The organism is Bacillus sp. FJAT-28004, assembly GCF_001280845.1.
Taxonomy (GTDB): Bacteria; Bacillota; Bacilli; order Paenibacillales; family Paenibacillaceae; genus Pristimantibacillus.
Window position 1 is genome coordinate 160,112 of sequence record NZ_LGHP01000002.1, and the last position, 16,710, is coordinate 176,821.

Below are 16,710 nucleotides of genomic sequence, written 5' to 3' on the forward strand. Positions count from 1 at the left end.
GGTGAAATTGGATGATTTGTGATTCGGGATAGATAGAGTTAGAGGAGGTTTTTCGTTTGACGTTAATTGGTGAAATCAGTGGCATAAACCGTTATCCAATTAAATCATTTGCCGGGGAGAGCCTGGATATAGCTGAAATTGATACATACGGTTTAGTCGGCGACCGCTGTTATGCTTTTTTTGACGAAACCAAGGAAGGCTGGGATAGCTTCTTTACTGCAAGAGAAATTCCGACGATGCTTGCTTACAAAGCGCGGTTCGTCGAAGAGAACAAGGATTCAGAATATCCCCAAGTGAAAATAACGTCTCCAGAAGGTCAGACTTTTAGCTGGGATGATGATTTGTTAGTAGAAATGCAGAAGTATTCCAAGAAGAAGATGCGGATGCGCAGCTATCAAATAGAAAGCCCCGACCTTAAAGCAGTGGATGAAGGCAGCATCCTCATCATTACGAACACTAGCCTGAAAAAGCTTGAAGAGATATGGGGAAAGCAGTTGGATGAGCGGCGCTTTAGAGCCAATATACTGGTGACCGTAGACGAGAACGCTTTTGGCGAAAAGGATTGGATTGGTAAACGCATAGCTGTGGGCAGCGCGGAATTGCAAGTGGATAAGTACTGCGATCGCTGCTCTATGGTTACGCTTGATCCGGATACGCTTGAACGTGACGCCTCTTTGTTGAAGAAAATTAACACAGAGATGAGTTTAAACTTTGGGGTTTATGCTTCTGTTAAGAAAACGGGACATATTCGTGTTGGCGAGAAGCTAGTTCTGATTGACTGACCGACATGCGAATATTGTAGACAGACAAAAGATCGCTAACTGAGTGCCTTATGGCAAGAGTTAGCGATCTTTTCTGAATTCGAATATTTACAGCCGTTTACGTTTGTAAAAGACGATGAATGCGCAGGAGAGAAGCAGGATGATAAGTGTGATTCCAACTGTGGCAGCTTCCTTAGGGCTGCCTTGCACCTGAGTCTGCTGAGTGCCTGGACCGCCGAAACCTCCACCCATATCGCCCATACCTCCCATGCCGCCTTGTCCATTTGGCCTTTGGCCGCCAAACTCGCCTTGCATGCCTCCTTGCTGACCAGGTATTTGACCGTCTGGTGGAGCAACGCCCGCATCGTCTTGAGGAATTTGCTCGTTAGGTGCAGTGGTGCCCGCATCGTCTTGAGGAATTTGCTCGTTAGGTGTAGCGGTGCCAGCTTCGATTTGTGTGGCTTGGCCATTAGGAGCAGCAATTCCGCCAGCTTCTTGCGTTGGCAGCTCTTTAGTTGCTGTTATTCCTGCGCCTTGCTGCTTTGCTCCGGCAAGAGCAGCAACGTTGCTGTTAGCTGTTGTGGTTTGGGAATTACCCTGCTGGGTGTTTGGTCGATTACCGCCGAAACCGCCGCCTCCCATCCCGCTGTTGCCGCTGCCTGATCCGTCCCCCGAAGAAGGAATTGTGCCGGCAAGCTGCTGTGCAACCGAGCTGGTTTGCTGTGAATTAAAGGATAAGACCTGAGTGATGCCTTGCTCATATTGCTCATACGTGTAGAAGGAAGATGGATCTGCCTTCACATTGTCAGAGATCATATCTTTTATTTCAGCTACCCGTGCTTTGAAAGTATCTTCTGCTAAATAACCTTCAAGCATACTTGCGACGATGGTATGATACTTCTCCTTATACGCCTCTACTTTAAGCAGCTTGTTAATAAGCGGTCTATCGGCTACTGCGCCCGTTGTGGGCTCATCAATGAGTACACCTGAGCCGCCTCCGAACCCGCCAAATGACATATTATAATCCCAAGGCAAAATATTAAAAATACCATCATCCTCATACAAATAATAATTATGTTTCTTCTCGGACAGGTAGCTGTCAAAGTTGCCGGCTACCGCATTTAAAGCAATGAACTTTAACGCTTCATCAACGTCTAGCACACTCTCATAATTGGAGCCGTTGTTCAGTTCATCAAGCATATCCAGCAAAATATCATCATTTGATTTATCGGACTTCAGATCGAGGCCTGCATAGGAATCTATGGTCTCAAGCCAGTTCAGCTCGCTGCCGCTGCCGCCGTTTGCTTTGTAAAGCGCGCCATAAGCGTTGCCGAAATTCCGTTCAAGATACGCATCGCCAATTTGTTCAACAGCCAAATAAAAGCCCCAGAGCTCACCATTTACATAAACATTCACATAGGAATATTTCGGAGTAGGAAGCCCCATTTGCTCAGCCAGCTCATACGATAGAAACTCGCGCATATAGGAAGCATCGCTGTAGTTATTATTTAAATTGATTTTGCTTATACCTTCAAATGTTTGATTGACATACTCATCGAAGGATATCTTAAAGCTGTAGCGATCGGAATCTGTCATTCTAACGACGCTGTTCAAGCTGAGATTACCCTTCGTTCGAATGGCTACGTTGTCAAACTTCTGACCATTATATTCAATGGAAGCTTCTTTGTATTCTTCCGAGCTGGCGTTGTCCAGCATATTTTGAAATTCGTCTTCATCGATCGTTATTTTAACATCAACAATCTTATTCTTTGGGAAAATGGTTTCATCAAGCTTCTGCTCATCCGCTGATATTTTATTTGCGCTCGCTGCTTTACTTGAGCCCAAGAGGTTGAAGGAAGTACCGCCTACGCTACATCCCGTCAAACCGATAATCAGGAGAATGGAGCAAAAGCACAGCAAAATTAATTGAGCTTTCGCTTTCATCGGAACTCCTCCTGACTATTAAGATACATAATCCCCGCTGTAGCTAATAAGCACTGCATTTCGAACGCCGGCCAGTTCCGTCAATTGATTAATGAATCGGCCTGTTTCATCATGCAGACGAATTTCCAGTGTCATTTCAATATTGCCTTGTGTTACTGTTTTTTGTTTCACGTTATAACGTTTCACTAGCGTACCTATTTGTTTATGAACGAGTTGTTCTGTTGCATCACTATCACAGTTCACAACTAGCAGGTAGGGAGATTCTACGGAACCGCCTTTGACGAAGAAGAACAGAATAAGGCCAACGACAACAGAGCCGATTACTGCTAGTGTGAAGAAACCTGCGCCTGTAACGATTCCTGCCACTGCAGCCCAGAACAGAAAGATCAGATCAGTAGGGTCTTTGATTGGTGTCCGGAAACGAACGATGGATAATGCGCCGACCATACCGAGTGACAGCACAAGATTGGAATTAATGGCAATAATAACGACAGCAGTTATCATCGTCATGCCGATTAGTGAAACATTGAAGCTCTTGGAATATAGCACACCGCTAAATATTCGTTTGTAAAGCAAGTAAATGAAGAAGCCAAGCAGAAAAGCGACACCTAGCGTAATTAAAATTTTCGATAGGCTAATGTCCGAAGTGAAGTTGTCCATGACTGAATTTTTTAAAATATCGGCAAAGTTTGTAGTAGTTTCAGCTGTCTCAGCAGCAGTAGTTGTTGTTTCCATTTTAATAATCCTCCCAAGTGTTGAATTTCAAATGTTTACGGCAAATGACATATTTTGAAGCGGATTGCCGATTTAAGCCTTCAAGCTGCAACGCGATTTTGATAGATGCGGGAATGTAGGCATCATACTTGACCTCAAGAATGATCAGGTCATTATCGAGGGCGCGAATAGGCTCTAGGCTTTGGTCAAAAATATCGACAGCATGCAGCCCGGTCCGCAGCTCCTTATCGAATGTGATCCGCACATTGCCGTTATCGCAAACGTAAGGCTCCCGGACATAATCGACGATGACTTTCGGCCGCAGCAGACTATGGCTCATTTCGTCGTGGATTTCGTTTAATAGCGGCTTGTTCGGCTCTTTGAGCACATCGAAATCGCCAGCCATCAGCTTGTCGTACATGTTCCTGGTGAGTGGCTCCTTCACCTTGGCGATATAGTCTTTGAATTTAATTTTTTTCTCAAAGTGAATGACGTTGTCTTGACCGTTGTAGATGCGGATGCGGTACTTGACCCGATCCCGAACGCCGGCCAGCTTCTCATGCAGTGCCTTGTTATTAATATCATCAAAGTACAGGCTCCGAATATGGTACTCTCCAGTCGGGCCGACGTGCTTGTCTTGCTGCATCAGAACTTTCAGCCGCTGTCGTATGATGAAGTATTGATGATAATTAATGAAAAATTTCAATTCGTTGCGATAGCTCAGATTTTTATTCATTTCACACCTCTTTTCTTGTTCAGGCCCCTTGTTGCTTACAAATGCTATTGTACGGGCCTTTACTTATTCTTAACTTAAGGCTGGCTGAAAGATCGCTGAACGCAATGATTCAGACATTTTTGCAAAGAACATCGATAGGGGATTGACTTAATTTCAATTTTCCGTATACTGAAAATATGAAAAATTTAAACTCCAAATCAGCCGATTTAGTCAAAAGCATTGCTAGAGAGCTGATGACATGCAAGGTAGGTACGAAGATTCCCACTACGCCTCAATTGGCGGCTAAGTTTTCCGTCGGCTTCGGCACTGTGGATAAAGCGATGAGTGTGCTCAAGGAAACGGGCGCGATTAAACTACAGTCGAAAGGACAGCTTGGAACCCTTCTTTTGGAGAAGGATATGTCGGCGTTATGGGTCATGACGGAACAAGGACCGCTGGTCGGATCGTCACCGCTTCCGAATACGATTGAATTCCAAGGTCTTGCGTCCGGACTGATCGAGATGTTCATGGAACAGGGCATCACATGCAGTCTGACATACAAAAACGGCGGGACCATCAGAGTAAAGCAGTTGCTCGGAGGGCAGTGCGATTTTGTGATTATGTCGCATATGTCTGCGGTGCAAGTCTGCGCGGAGCATCCGCATTTACGGATTGTGTCGATCATGGAAAACAACAGCTATTATATGGATCTGATTATTTTGCGGAGAAAGGATGTAACTTCGGACATAACCGAGTGGAGGATAGGCTTCGACCCGACTTCTTACGACCACATTACCCTGTCGGACGAAATATTCTCAGGCAACGAGAAAACAAATGTTCATTACGGAAACATTCCTTATCTAATTGCGGACGGCGTTATCGATGCCGCCATTTGGCACAGCACCCAGCTCGTTCCGACTGCGCTGATCGATATTCTTGCAGTCCAGCAGGTGGAAACGCCAAGAACGGAAAACGAGAAAAATATGGCGGCTGCGTTTGTAGTCGACGGAGCTCGTGAGGATATCATTGCCCTGTTCGAGGATCAGTGCGATGCCGGGAGGATCGGAAAGATCCAACAGGAGGTTATTACGCGCAAGCGTTCCCCGGCGTATTGATCAGGCACCGTCAGATTCGGAACTTTAGAGAATCGGCAAACCTTTCATCAAGCGGAGAAGAGAATGGAGGCATTCATGATTAAGCGACATACGGAAGAAGCTGACATTGTAGTTTTGGGCGGGGGTGCTGCGGGCGTTATGGCAGCAGCGGCGGCGGCGAGAAACGGCGCAAACGTATTGCTCGTGGAGAGTCAGAATTGTCTTGGAGGCTCCCGGACAGCAACGGGTGTAGATACCTTTTACGGATTTTATACGCCTGGCGAGAACCCGAGAAAAGTCGTGGGCGGCATCCCCGACGAGATTGTGGAACGGCTGCGCGGGGAGAACAAGCTATTTGAGCGGCTGAATACATACGGCGCTGGAACGGGGCTGACCTACGATGTGGAGGCGCTGAAGATCGCTTACGAGGATCTGATTTTGCAAGCCGGCAGCCGGCTTCTGTTTCATACGACGGCGTGTCATGTGGAAGCATCGGACGGCCGGGTGAACAGCGTCTGGCTTGCTAACAAAGCTGGACTGACGGAAGTAAAAGCGAAGGTTTTTGTGGACACGACGGGAGACGCTGATATTGTAGCCCGTGCGGGAGGAGGCTTCAACGCCGGATCGGAGTTGGAGCCGAACCAGTCGCTTAGCACGATTTTTTTTATGGGTAACGTCGATCTGGAGCGTGCGGCTGCGATAAGCCATAACGAAATGGTGGAGCGTATGAAGGAAGCGAATCGAAGCGGTAAGTTTACGCTCCCCCGGGAAGACGGTTCATATCACCGGACGCCGAATCCCGGTGTCATACAAGCGAATATGGTGCGGGTTAAAAACATCGACGCCACCGATCCCTTTGCGCTGACGAAGGCCGAGATCGAAGGCAGGAAGCAGGTGCAGCAGTATGCCGCTTTCCTGAAGTCACAGATGCCGGGATTTGAAAGCGCCTTCTTGATCGGCACGAGCCAGTATATAGGCGTACGCGAAACGCGCAAAATCGAAGGACATTATACGCTGTCCGAGGAAGACGTCATCAACGGCCGTAAGTTCGCGGATTCCATCGCCTGCTGCGCTGCTCCGATCGAGGATCATCATCCGGGCGAGGGCACACGTTGGGCTTATGTATTGGACGGCGGGCATTATCATATTCCGTACCGCTGCCTTGTCCCAACCGCGCTGCGAAACGTTATTGTTGCTGGTCGATGCCTCTCCGCTACACACGGCGCGCAGGCATCGGCTAGGAATTCAGCGCAGGCGATGGCTATGGGCCAGGCGGCAGGTACGGCAGCAGCGCTTGCGGCGAAGGCTAAATCCAATTTCGCCGATTTGGATATAGAAGCGGTCAGGCGCAAGCTTAAAGAGCAGCATGCTATTATCGATTAAAGTTAATCAGGTCTTCGAGTGGGAGGGACAAAGTTGGGAAAAGTCAGAACGGTGCTAGGCGACGTCGATTCCGCGAATCTGGGCATGGTGTATGCGCATGAGCATCTTATTATTTCCGGCGGTCTGGGAGTGATGAAGAAAAGCGACCTGCTGCTTGACAGTGTAGAGGCGGCCTGCAAGGAAGTGGAGGAAGTGAAGCAGCACGGCATTAAAACCTTTGTCGATATGATGCCGCTCGATTGCGGCCGGCATCCCCAGAAACTTGTTGAAATCGCTTCCAACACGGATACGCATGTCATAGCCGCGACGGGATTCCATAAGCCGATGTATTACGACGATATTCACTGGATTTATCACTACTCCGAACGTCAAATCTGCGACCTGCTAGTAGCAGAAGTCATGGAAGGGATGGACCGTCACAGCTACAACGGACCGATCGTGGAGCGCATACAGGCGCGTGCGGGACTGCTAAAGGGGGCATCGGACTATAATCGGATCAGCACCGTGTCGCAAAAATTGTTCAATGCCGTCGCAGAAGCTCAGAGCATAACCGGGGCACCTATCTCGACCCATACGGAAGAAGGTACGATGGGGTTGGAACAGATTCGGCTAATGACCGATCTGGGCGTTCCGGCGGACTCGATTATTATTTGCCATACGGACCGAAACCCGGACCTCGAGTATCATATCGCTATGCTGGAGAGCGGCGTCTTCCTGGAATACGACAATGCGTCCCGGATCAAATATTGGCCGGACAGCATGATCATTGACTTGATCGTGAAAGTTGTGGAGGCTGGCTTCGGGGACCAGATCCTGCTCGGTACTGACTTTGCACTTCGTTCTTATTGGAAAGCATACGGCGGAGGTCCCGGCATGGCTCATCTGGCGGAATCCTTTATACCGCGCTTGATGAAGAACGGACTTAACGCAGAAACGATTGCCAAGTTTATGATTCATAATCCTGCACGGGCGTTTTCATTTTCGAAATAAGCGCAAATGGAAGAGGCGGCGAGGAGTAACGATGGATGAGGAAATTATGCAATTAGACTATATTCCCGAGATGAGCGCGAACACCGCTTACGGAATAGGCATTATTGGAAGCGGATTTATTATTAAAGAATGTCATCTCCCCGCTTATCGGGAGGCGGGGTTCCGTGTTGAAGGAATCGCCTCGCGGACAAAGGCGAGCGCAGCGGCTGCGGCGGCCGAATTCGGCATCCCGAAGGTGTATGATTCGGTTCGAGAGCTGCTTGAGGACCCTGCGATCGACATTGTTGATATTGCCGTTCCGCCTCATATTCAACCGGAACTGATCGTCATGGCGGCAAAAGCAGGCAAGCATATTCTGGCGCAAAAGCCGCTCGCTTCGACTTATCAGGAAGCGGTTGATGTCGTGGGTATTTGCCGTGAGGCGGGCGTCCACCTGATCGTCAACCAGAACGGGAGGTTTGATCCGGCGGTTATGGCCACAAAGGATTTGCTTCGGAAAGGTTTTGTTGGCAAGCCGGTTTATGCCACGATCGAAATGCGCTACAAGCCGCATTGGCAGGAGTATCAGAAGAAGTACGAACGATTGATGTTTCTATTCATGAGCATTCATCATTTGGATCAATTCCGCTACTGGTTCGGGGCGCCGGATCGCTTGTTCGCCAGCGCGATTCCTCATCCGGAGGGCAGCTCCCGCGGTGAATACGCATCCTCGTATATCTTGGAATACGACACCGGGATGCTGGCGTCGGCATGGGATGACGGTTTTACTTGGGACAAGGAAGGGTTTGGTGTTTTCTATAAAATCGAAGGCACAGAAGGAGTCATCCGGCTTAACATCGGTTGGCCCTCTGGCGGTCCGAGCCAGATGTCCTATTTATCCAGAAAACCGGATTCCCGTTGGCAATCGCCGAAGCTTGAAGGAAGCTGGTTCCCTGGAGCCTTCAAATATACAATGAACGAAATGTTCCGCTCGCTGTCGACCGGCGAGGAGTCGTTCATCAGTGGACGGAACAATCTGGGGACGATGGCTATGATGGAAGCCTGCTACATATCGCTTAAAGAAAAACGCTCGATTTCAATTGCGGAAACGGTTACATCCGCTACATCGAATATACGAAGGAGTGGAAATGATGCCTAAAAACGCCATAATCGTAGGGGGCACGAGCGGTATCGGTCTGGCGACAGCCAAGCTTTTTTTGGAAAAAGGCATAAATGTCGCCGTCATCGGAAGAGACGTGCAGAAAGCGAATGCGGCCCAAGACGAACTGATGGCGCATTCGACTGAACACGCTACCGTCCGCTCGTTCAGCGGAGACGCCTCAGACTATGCAACGATTGCAGCAATCTATGAACAATTGATGGAAAGCTGGGAGACATTGGACATACTCGTTCACGTCGCCGGAATCAGCGGGCGAAGATGGGGGGACGGTCCACTCCACGAGTGTACCGTAGAGGGCTGGAATATGGTCATGAACAACAATCTGAACAGTGTGTACTACAGCAATCAGCTGGCTCTGCGCATCATGAAGAAACAGCAATTTGGGGCGATCGTGAACATTTCGTCCATTCTCGGTATGCTGGGGACGCAGGATCATTTTACCACACACGCTTACGCAGCGAGCCGAGGGGCGGTCATCTCGATGAGCCGCTCGGCAGCGGTCTATTATGCCAAGGACGGAATCCGAATCAACACGGTATGTCCGGGGCTTCTGGATACGCCAATGTCGCAGCGAGCAGTCACGAACGATGAAATTCGGGATGCGCTGACGTTTTACCAGCCACTCGCCCCGCATGTGGGTTACCCGCAGGACGTTGCGGCGGCCATCGCGTTTCTAGCTTCGGACGAAGCGAAGTTCATTACGGGAATTGCACTTCCGGTGGACGGCGGATGGCTCGCCCAATAAGTTGATGTATATCTAGAAAGGGAGATGAAGAATGAGCAATACGAATCACGATTTTGAATATGTCAGCAATTACTTGGATGGTGTTCGGCAGGTCATCGAAAAAATCGAAACGTTTCAAATGGACGCCATCGACCGGGCTGTCGACATTTGCATGAACAGTATGGTCAACAACAATGTCGTCCATTTGTTCGGCAGCGGTCATTCCCGCATGGCAGTCGAAGAGATGTATCCGCGGTACGGAAGCTTTGCCGGCTTTCATCCCATGGTGGAGCTGTCTCTTACGAATCATCATGCAGTCGTCGGCTCTAATGGGCAGCGGCAGGCGATGTATCTGGAAAATGTGGAAGGCTTCGGGAAAGTGATTGCATCAAATTTTCATTACGGGAAGCATGACAGCATCATCGTGTTCTCCCACAGTGGGACAGGCAAAGTCGTTGTCGAAATTGCCCAGGAGATGAAAGATCGGGGCATTCCGATTATCGCTGTGACCTCCCTGGCGCATAGTGAGCTGTCCCCGGCTAAACATTCTTCCGGAAAGAAGCTCTATGAATTGGCCGATGTCGTTATCGACAACTGTGCGATTCCCGGGGATGCCATGGTGAAGATCGAAAATCTGGAGACGCCGGTAGGCCCCGTTTCCACTATTGGCAACACCGTCATCGTTAATCTGATCAAATGCAAGATTGCACACAAGTTGACTGAGCTGGGCCGACCGCCGAAGGTGCTCACGAGCGCCCTTGTCGTCGGGGAAGAGAAGGCCAAGCAGTTGTTCGAAGGATCGTATGAAGATTATTGGGCGAAAACCCGTTATCTGTAAACGTAAGCGGGCCGGTGCAATCGGCGCAGCCATCAGAAGGCTATATCATCGTTGTCAGTCATATTTAACGAAACCATTCGAGGAGTGATGAAGGATGAAACTGGGTTGCATCAATTCGGCTTGGTTCGAATCGGACGTTGAATATTTTGAAGGGATCAACAGGATTAAGGAAATTGGCTTCGATACGATTGATATTTTTCCTGACTTTTCATTCAAGTCCTACGATTTGAAACGTATCAAGAAGATGTGCGAGGAGAGAAACATGCCGATTTCCTCGATGGTCTCTGCTTATCCGGAGCTGATCTCGCTGGAGGAGCATGTCCGCAGGTACGCGATCGATTCCTACAAGCGGCTGCTGGATATGGGCGTCTATCTGGACGCGAGAAATCTGCTGATCGTTCTCGGAGAATACATCTGGGAGAAAAATGTGATCAAACCCGAGCAGCAGTGGCGGCAGGCCGTCGAGGCTGCGAAAGAATTGTCCGACTACGCAGCTAAATGTGAGATGAACGTGCTTGTCGAATTGGAGCCGTTTACCTATTCGCTGGTTAACGACATCGACACGATGGAGAAGTTTCTCCAAGACGTCGACAAGCCCAACTGCCTGGCCAATGTTGATCTTGGCCATCTGCACGTCCAGGGTGTTCCCGCTGCTGAGATCGCGCGACTGAAAGGGAAAATCGGCGGCGTTCATCTGTCCGACAACGACGGCATCGTTCACAACGATTGGCCGACTGGACGAGGCAACGCGGATCTGGAAGGGTATTTGAAAGTGCTGCACGAATGCGGATACGACGATGTGGTATCCATTGAGCTTGAATTTGCCGATAATCCGGATCAAATCATTGAATGGGTGACCGAAGCGTACGACCGGACGGCCGAATTAATGGATCAATTAGAGCTTCGGTCATTAGCAAAGATAGGGAAGGTAATGGGATGAATCATAACCATAAAGAGCTGGTCGTGTCCCGTACTGCAGGGACGTCGGTCACTTTCATCGTAGATCAGCCTGCGGACTGGCTGGTACTTGAGTTCGATTACGAGCGCGAGCACACATGGCGGACCTTGAATCTGTTCGACCCGCATGGGGCTGTTCGCGCATCGCATCTGGACTGCTATAACGGTAAAAAGATTGCCATTCACAACGATTCTACACTCTGCAGTTATTTGACTGTACCGGGTGCCATACTGGAAGGCAGTTGGCGTATCGAATTCGTCGATAACTTCGAGCCCACGGAACAATCGTTCAAGCTTTCGGTGAAGAGCGGCAGCGGACCGCTATTGGATGATGTTGCAGCAACATTCGGAGAACGCCAATTCTGGACGGATGATACCGGAGCCAAGGCGCATTACGAGCTGCATCATTATGACTGGGAGGCATGCAAAGAGAAAGGAGCCCGCTGGTACAAGGGGGATTTTCATACGCACACGATTCTCTCCGACGGGAAAATGACACCTGAGCAAAATATGGAGCAGGCCGAAGTTATGGGTTTGGATTTTTTCGTCGCCACTGATCATAACCTGTTCTCGACCTGCTGGCCGGTGGGGAACGTGCTTGTCATTCCCGGCATCGAATTTACATCCGATTACGGACATTGGAATGGGCTGGGGCTCCGCCAGTGGATCGACTGGCGATACCGCGCGGCCGATGGCGGCATCGGCACACAAGAAGGGATGAACCGGGTCATGGCCGAAGCCGGCTTGCAGGGGGCTCTGCGTTCGGTCAATCATCCGATGCTGGTGCCTTGGGCTTGGATGTATGAGGAAACACCACTCCTCGAGTTCGATACGATTGAAATCTGGAACGATCCGACCTACCATAGTAATCCCATTGCGACTGAGAAGGCATTGAAGCTGTGGAACGCCTGCTGGAACGAAGGCTGGCGTATTACGGGGATCGGCGGCTCCGATTCGCACATGCTGCCGACTGAAAGTTATGGGGAGAACAACCTGCCATCGCTCATCGGCGATCCCGCTACATACGTTTATGCGGACTGTTTATCTGCCGTTGCGATTCTGGAAGCCGTGAAGGCTGGCCGCGTCTATGTATCGCGCGGACCCGTGTTGGATATCGCGGTTACCGTGGGCCATCAGGTCTTCTTGCCTGGAAGCGATCTGACGGACGTGGTTCGGCAATCGGCGGTAGGCGTCTTACACGGCAGGCTCACGGTGTCGAACTTGTCCGAAGGCGTGCTGCATGTCATCGAAAACGGTGAGGAGATCGGAACTCGCGAGATAACAGACAAAGACAGAAATTTCGATTTTGACCTGAATTGGAAAGATGCGGATTATGTCTGGAGAAGATTCGAGCTGCGCAAACCATCCGGCGAGCTGCTGGCCTTTACCAATCCGTTCTTCTGCGGAGCCAAGCGGCCGGAGATCGCAACCTGGAAGCAGCTTCTGGACAAAGCGGCATTCGAGAGTCCGATCAACTAGTTGCACCATATGAATGTGGATCAGCTTCTGTTCCTGTCGCTGCTGCTTGTCATCGGTTCCGGGTTGTTAAATGCGATATGCGGCTACCTGACAAAAAAAAGCATGAATAAAGGGGTATTTCTCGGTTCCATGATCGTCGTTGCATCGGTTCTGTTGACGCCGCATCTGTTAATGGAGTTGGTACGGTCGGACCTTCCGGCGAAAGCTTACGCCCTGCTCGCGCTTTCCATGATGATTCAGGTTATGAACGGTTATTTGCTTTCCAAGGCTTATATGCTCGGTGACCTGTCCCAGGTTTATCCCATTATGCGGGGGACCGGCGTCATTCTTATTCCGATCATTGGCGTGTTGTTTCTTGGCGAAACACTGAGCCTATGGGGCTGGGCTGGCGTGGCTGGCATTGCATGCGGCATCTTTATGCTCAGCGGCTGGAATCCGCGGGCGCGCGATCATTTGACGCTGCGTCCGGTGCTCGCTGCATTCCAGGTTGGGCTTTGCATAACTTGCTATACCATCGTCGACAAAATGGCGCTGGCCTACATCTCGCCGCTGTCGCTGCTGCAGATCGGAAATTTCGGATTCCTGCTGGTCTTTCTACGGCCTCTGTGCAAGTGGGGATTGGTGCGTCAGGAGTGGTCAGTCAATTGGAAATTCATTTTGATTGCCGCGCTTTTCTCGCCAGCCTCCTATCTGTTGTTCCTGATTGCGATGGACATGGCGCCGGTATCCCGCTTAGCCCCGATCCGCGAGATCGGAACCGTGTTCGCGACTTTGCTCGGCGTTTGGCTGCTGAAGGAAAAGCAGGGCTGGCGGCGGTTAGTGACTTCAGTTATGATCGCCACGGGAATCGTGATCATCGGTCTGAGCGGCTGAATTTTTATGTAGTACGAGTGGAACGGCCCATGAAAAAATCATTTTACGTTTCGTTTGAATGGTTAGAACTACAATAAAAAAAATGAGGTGCTTCACTATGCGTTTTTATTTGATTGGCGCGGGCGTAATTGGGCGTACCCATGCCGAAGCTATCCGTAAGCTTGCGCCCCGGGAAGGCTGCGAGATTAAAGTCGCAGACCCGAGTCCACAGGCGCTGTCCGGCTTTGCCGAGCTTTATCCCGAGGCGCAGACCTTCACCGACGCGCAGACGATGCTGGCAGAAGAAGCCAATGACGACGATATCGTCATTGTCGGTACGCCGCCTTTCACGCACTGCAAGCTGTCGCGGATGGGACTGGAATCTGGACGCCACGTCTTGTGCGAAAAGCCATTTGTCATGAATGCCGAGGAAGCGAAGGAGCTGTTGGAGGTGGCCAAGCAGCATAACCGGCTGATCGGATGCTGCAGCGTCCGCTTCCTCGGTCTGCCCAAGATGGACGAAGTCAAAAAGCTGCTGCATTCCCGCGCGCTAGGCGATATTTACAAAGTCACCTTCGTATACCGGGGCCAACGGGCACGATCGGGCATCGAATACCAGTCGGAGAGCCGCTGGTTTCTCGACCGCTCCAAGAGCGCGGGAGGTGTTGGGATGGACTGGGGGCCTTACGATTTTACCGTCATTAATGATTTGTTGTCGCCGGCTTCCATCGAGGTTGCTGCGGCTTGGACCAGCAAACCGCAGACCGAAGCCGATCCGGTCGATACCATCTATGACGTGGAGGGCCATGTCGGAGCGATGCTGAGCTACCGCTTGAACGACTCCAGCAAAGTAACGGTTCAGTATGAACGGGCTTCCTGCACGCATGGCGAGGCTTACCATCACGTCGAGATCGAAGGCACGCTCGGAGCAGTAAGATGGTCGCCGTATTTCGAGTCGGACAACGTGGTGTATACATGCGACAAGAACGGGGAGCCGCTATCAAGCGAGAGCCTGGCCGCGAACGAAAGCGAATTCGGCTTTATGGATCATCCGGTCCTTTTCTTCGTCCGCAAGGTCAGAGGAGATGTCTCGCAGGCGGTCGTCAACGAGCAGGCGGTTTTCAATTTCTCCTGTTTGCAGGCTATATACGATTGCGCTGAATCCGGCAAGCCGCAGCGCATAGAGCGCGGACAGATATGAGGCGTGTACGTCTAGCTGAGAGGGGAAGGGTAACGTGGAAATAAAGGGTTTTTCGACTGGCATGTTCGGTTGGAATGTACAATATTGGAAGCAAGGAAAGGATCCGGTATGGGAGGAAATTTTCCGCGAATGCGCTGAAGCGGGACTCGATGCGCTGGAGATTGATGCCGTACCGGAGCAGACGGAGGCAGCCAAAGAGTTAGGGCTCTCGATCTCAGGCACTTATGTAGGGCTGCCTCTTCACGAGCCGTTCGAAGCCCTCGATATAGTCGGCGGCGTCATGCCGGCGGCAAAGCTGCTTGCGGAAGCCGGTGGCACCGACCTCATCATCAATGCCGATCCGAAGGGCGGGTGGGGAGAGCCGCAGCCGAAGACGGAAGAGGAATTTAGGAGGCAGGGCGATAATCTTGCGAGAATCGCCGCCGCGGTCCGCCCGCTCGGGCTCAAGGTAAGCCTGCATAATCACGCGGCGGACAAGCACAATGCGGAAGGAGACTTGCGCTCTGTCATAGAATACGCTTCGCCGGAAGTGGGACTCTGCATCGATACCGGTTGGGCCCATGTGGCGGGCTGCGATCCGGTCGGCTGGATCCGGAAATATCCGGAGCGGGTCGCGGCCTTGCATCTGCGAAACCAGAACGGGGACATTCCGACGGAGGATATCCTTGCTGGCGAGATCGATATGCGCGATTTGATCGCTGCTCTCGCGGAAATCGATTATAAGGGCTGGCTGTCCTTCGAGCTGTGGCACCGCGAGGATACGCATCCGCAGCGCACGCTGGCGGAAGACACAAAGCTGTCGATCGAGGGCCTGAAGCGCTGGATTGCGGAGTTTGAGAGCAATCGAAAATGAACAGGCATGGATAACTGTTAAGATCCAGTCTCTAGTTGAAAGCGCTTATGTTTATGAATAGGGGAGGGGTTTTCAGGTGGATACATTTAAAAGCACGATGCATGATGGGACGCTAAATCAAAAAAAACGAAAAAGCTTAAAGGCACATAATATTCATGTGCTGTATTTGTTTCTGCTCCCCGCCATTGTCCTTACCGTTATATTTGCCTATTTGCCGATGTTCTCTAATTACATTGCATTCTTAGACTATGATTTCAATAAGGGATGGTTCGGCTTCGGCAGCAAATTTATTGGATTTGACAATTTCGAAAAGTTTTTGAATGATCCCGGTTTTTATCAGTTGATGGGAAGAACGCTGCTGTACAGTGTAACCATGATGCTTGCAACGTTTCCGGCCCCGCTTATTTTAGCGTTGATGCTGAATGAATTGCGGAGTGAGCGCTTCAGGAAACTGGTGCAGACCTCGTCCTATATCCCGCATTTTGTATCGTGGGTAACGGTTGCGGGTTTGTTTTACATGTTTCTAACCGTCGATCCTACCGGGCTTGTCAATAATATTCGTCAATTGATCGACCCGGAGGCAACACGTATTTCTTATATGCAGGACTCAAATAACTTTCTTTCGGTTCTCGTGATTTCGGAGGTTTGGAAAGAAACGGGTTGGGGAACGATCCTCTATCTCGCGGCACTCACCAGCATTGACCCGCAGCAGTACGAGGCGGCGCAGGTGGATGGAGCAAGCCGGTTCCAGCGTTTGCTGTATATCACGCTCCCGGGATTAGTTCCAACGATGTGCATCCTTCTTATTTTCTCGTTGAGCGGACTGTTCGCAACAAATTTTGACCAAGTCTTCAACTTGCAAAATAAGATGATCCGATTAGATACGGATACGATAGGCGTATACACCTATTACCAAGGATTGGTGAGCGGACAGTATGCTTATTCCGCCGCGGTCGGTCTGTTTCAGGGGCTGATAGCCTTTGTTCTAATTATGGTTACAAATTATACGACGAAGCGCCTTAGTAACGTAGGCATCATTTAAGGGC

The 16,710-nt window shown here is 50.4% G+C and carries 16 protein-coding genes; 13 read left to right on the forward strand and 3 right to left on the reverse strand.

The features are described 5' to 3' along the window. Window positions 1-56 precede the first annotated feature (56 nt). Window positions 57-782, forward strand: coding sequence for an MOSC domain-containing protein (locus tag AC787_RS23080; protein ID WP_054027328.1), 726 nt, complete (start codon window positions 57-59; stop codon window positions 780-782). Window positions 783-869: 87 nt separating this feature from the next. On the opposite strand, the gene AC787_RS23085 is transcribed toward AC787_RS23080, so the two are convergent. From AC787_RS23085 to AC787_RS23095, 3 genes are read right to left on the reverse strand one after another with little or no spacing between them, the layout of a single operon-like run. Next, a complete protein-coding gene (locus AC787_RS23085) occupies window positions 870-2,705 on the reverse strand; it encodes a CotH kinase family protein (RefSeq protein ID WP_054027329.1) in 1,836 nt (611 codons plus the stop codon). A gap of 18 nt (window positions 2,706-2,723) precedes the next feature. After that, window positions 2,724-3,440 carry a DUF4956 domain-containing protein gene (locus tag AC787_RS23090; RefSeq protein WP_054027330.1) on the reverse strand — a complete coding sequence of 239 codons (717 nt, stop codon included), beginning with the start codon at window positions 3,438-3,440 and terminating at the stop codon, window positions 2,724-2,726. 1 nt (window position 3,441) lies between these two features. After that, window positions 3,442-4,155, reverse strand: coding sequence for a polyphosphate polymerase domain-containing protein (locus AC787_RS23095; RefSeq protein WP_054027331.1), 714 nt, complete (start codon window positions 4,153-4,155; stop codon window positions 3,442-3,444). 176 nt (window positions 4,156-4,331) lie between these two features. Between AC787_RS23095 and AC787_RS23100 the strand changes: the two genes are divergently transcribed. From AC787_RS23100 to AC787_RS23155, 12 genes are all read left to right on the forward strand, one after another. Further along, window positions 4,332-5,249, forward strand: coding sequence for a YhfZ family protein (locus AC787_RS23100; protein ID WP_054027332.1), 918 nt, complete (start codon window positions 4,332-4,334; stop codon window positions 5,247-5,249). A gap of 75 nt (window positions 5,250-5,324) precedes the next feature. Continuing rightward, entirely contained in the window at window positions 5,325-6,611 is a 1,287-nt protein-coding gene (locus AC787_RS23105; RefSeq protein WP_054027333.1) for an FAD-dependent oxidoreductase, read from the forward strand. Between the two features lie 33 nt (window positions 6,612-6,644). Then, on the forward strand, window positions 6,645-7,601 hold the full coding sequence (locus AC787_RS23110) for a phosphotriesterase (RefSeq protein WP_054027334.1): 957 nt from the start codon (window positions 6,645-6,647) through the stop codon (window positions 7,599-7,601). A 31-nt stretch (window positions 7,602-7,632) separates the two neighbouring features. Then, the gene (locus AC787_RS23115; RefSeq protein ID WP_054027335.1) at window positions 7,633-8,739 is read left to right on the forward strand and encodes a Gfo/Idh/MocA family protein; all 1,107 of its coding nucleotides are present in this window, start codon (window positions 7,633-7,635) and stop codon (window positions 8,737-8,739) included. Next, entirely contained in the window at window positions 8,681-9,505 is an 825-nt protein-coding gene (locus tag AC787_RS23120) for an SDR family NAD(P)-dependent oxidoreductase (protein ID WP_152970736.1), read from the forward strand. Before AC787_RS23115 ends, AC787_RS23120 begins: the two co-directional genes overlap by 59 nt. Before the next feature lie 31 nt (window positions 9,506-9,536). Then, on the forward strand, window positions 9,537-10,322 hold the full coding sequence (locus AC787_RS23125; RefSeq protein ID WP_054027337.1) for a sugar isomerase domain-containing protein: 786 nt from the start codon (window positions 9,537-9,539) through the stop codon (window positions 10,320-10,322). A 94-nt stretch (window positions 10,323-10,416) separates the two neighbouring features. Beyond that, a complete protein-coding gene (locus tag AC787_RS23130; protein WP_054027338.1) occupies window positions 10,417-11,262 on the forward strand; it encodes a sugar phosphate isomerase/epimerase family protein in 846 nt (281 codons plus the stop codon). Then, a complete protein-coding gene (locus AC787_RS23135; RefSeq protein WP_054027339.1) occupies window positions 11,259-12,758 on the forward strand; it encodes a CehA/McbA family metallohydrolase in 1,500 nt (499 codons plus the stop codon). Before AC787_RS23130 ends, AC787_RS23135 begins: the two co-directional genes overlap by 4 nt. 9 nt (window positions 12,759-12,767) lie before the next feature. Beyond that, the gene (locus AC787_RS23140; protein ID WP_063847686.1) at window positions 12,768-13,631 is read left to right on the forward strand and encodes a DMT family transporter; all 864 of its coding nucleotides are present in this window, start codon (window positions 12,768-12,770) and stop codon (window positions 13,629-13,631) included. Between the two features lie 97 nt (window positions 13,632-13,728). Continuing rightward, window positions 13,729-14,811, forward strand: coding sequence for a Gfo/Idh/MocA family protein (locus tag AC787_RS23145; RefSeq protein ID WP_054027341.1), 1,083 nt, complete (start codon window positions 13,729-13,731; stop codon window positions 14,809-14,811). 34 nt (window positions 14,812-14,845) lie between these two features. Further along, entirely contained in the window at window positions 14,846-15,664 is an 819-nt protein-coding gene (locus tag AC787_RS23150) for a sugar phosphate isomerase/epimerase family protein (RefSeq protein WP_054027342.1), read from the forward strand. Between the two features lie 76 nt (window positions 15,665-15,740). Continuing rightward, entirely contained in the window at window positions 15,741-16,706 is a 966-nt protein-coding gene (locus AC787_RS23155; RefSeq protein ID WP_054027343.1) for an ABC transporter permease, read from the forward strand. Window positions 16,707-16,710 lie beyond the last annotated feature (4 nt).

Excerpts from the sequence above, each read along its gene's own strand:
- AC787_RS23085 (WP_054027329.1), bottom strand. The coding sequence starts at position 2,705 with ATGAAAGCGAAAGCTCAATTAATTTTGCTGTGCTTTTGCTCCATTCTC.
- AC787_RS23090 (WP_054027330.1), bottom strand. The coding sequence starts at position 3,440 with ATGGAAACAACAACTACTGCTGCTGAGACAGCTGAAACTACTACAAAC.
- AC787_RS23095 (WP_054027331.1), bottom strand. The coding sequence starts at position 4,155 with ATGAATAAAAATCTGAGCTATCGCAACGAATTGAAATTTTTCATTAAT.
- AC787_RS23100 (WP_054027332.1), top strand. The coding sequence starts at position 4,332 with ATGAAAAATTTAAACTCCAAATCAGCCGATTTAGTCAAAAGCATTGCT.
- AC787_RS23105 (WP_054027333.1), top strand. The coding sequence starts at position 5,325 with ATGATTAAGCGACATACGGAAGAAGCTGACATTGTAGTTTTGGGCGGG.
- AC787_RS23115 (WP_054027335.1), top strand. The coding sequence starts at position 7,633 with ATGGATGAGGAAATTATGCAATTAGACTATATTCCCGAGATGAGCGCG.
- AC787_RS23125 (WP_054027337.1), top strand. The coding sequence starts at position 9,537 with ATGAGCAATACGAATCACGATTTTGAATATGTCAGCAATTACTTGGAT.
- AC787_RS23130 (WP_054027338.1), top strand. The coding sequence starts at position 10,417 with ATGAAACTGGGTTGCATCAATTCGGCTTGGTTCGAATCGGACGTTGAA.
- AC787_RS23135 (WP_054027339.1), top strand. The coding sequence starts at position 11,259 with ATGAATCATAACCATAAAGAGCTGGTCGTGTCCCGTACTGCAGGGACG.
- AC787_RS23140 (WP_063847686.1), top strand. The coding sequence starts at position 12,768 with ATGAATGTGGATCAGCTTCTGTTCCTGTCGCTGCTGCTTGTCATCGGT.
- AC787_RS23145 (WP_054027341.1), top strand. The coding sequence starts at position 13,729 with ATGCGTTTTTATTTGATTGGCGCGGGCGTAATTGGGCGTACCCATGCC.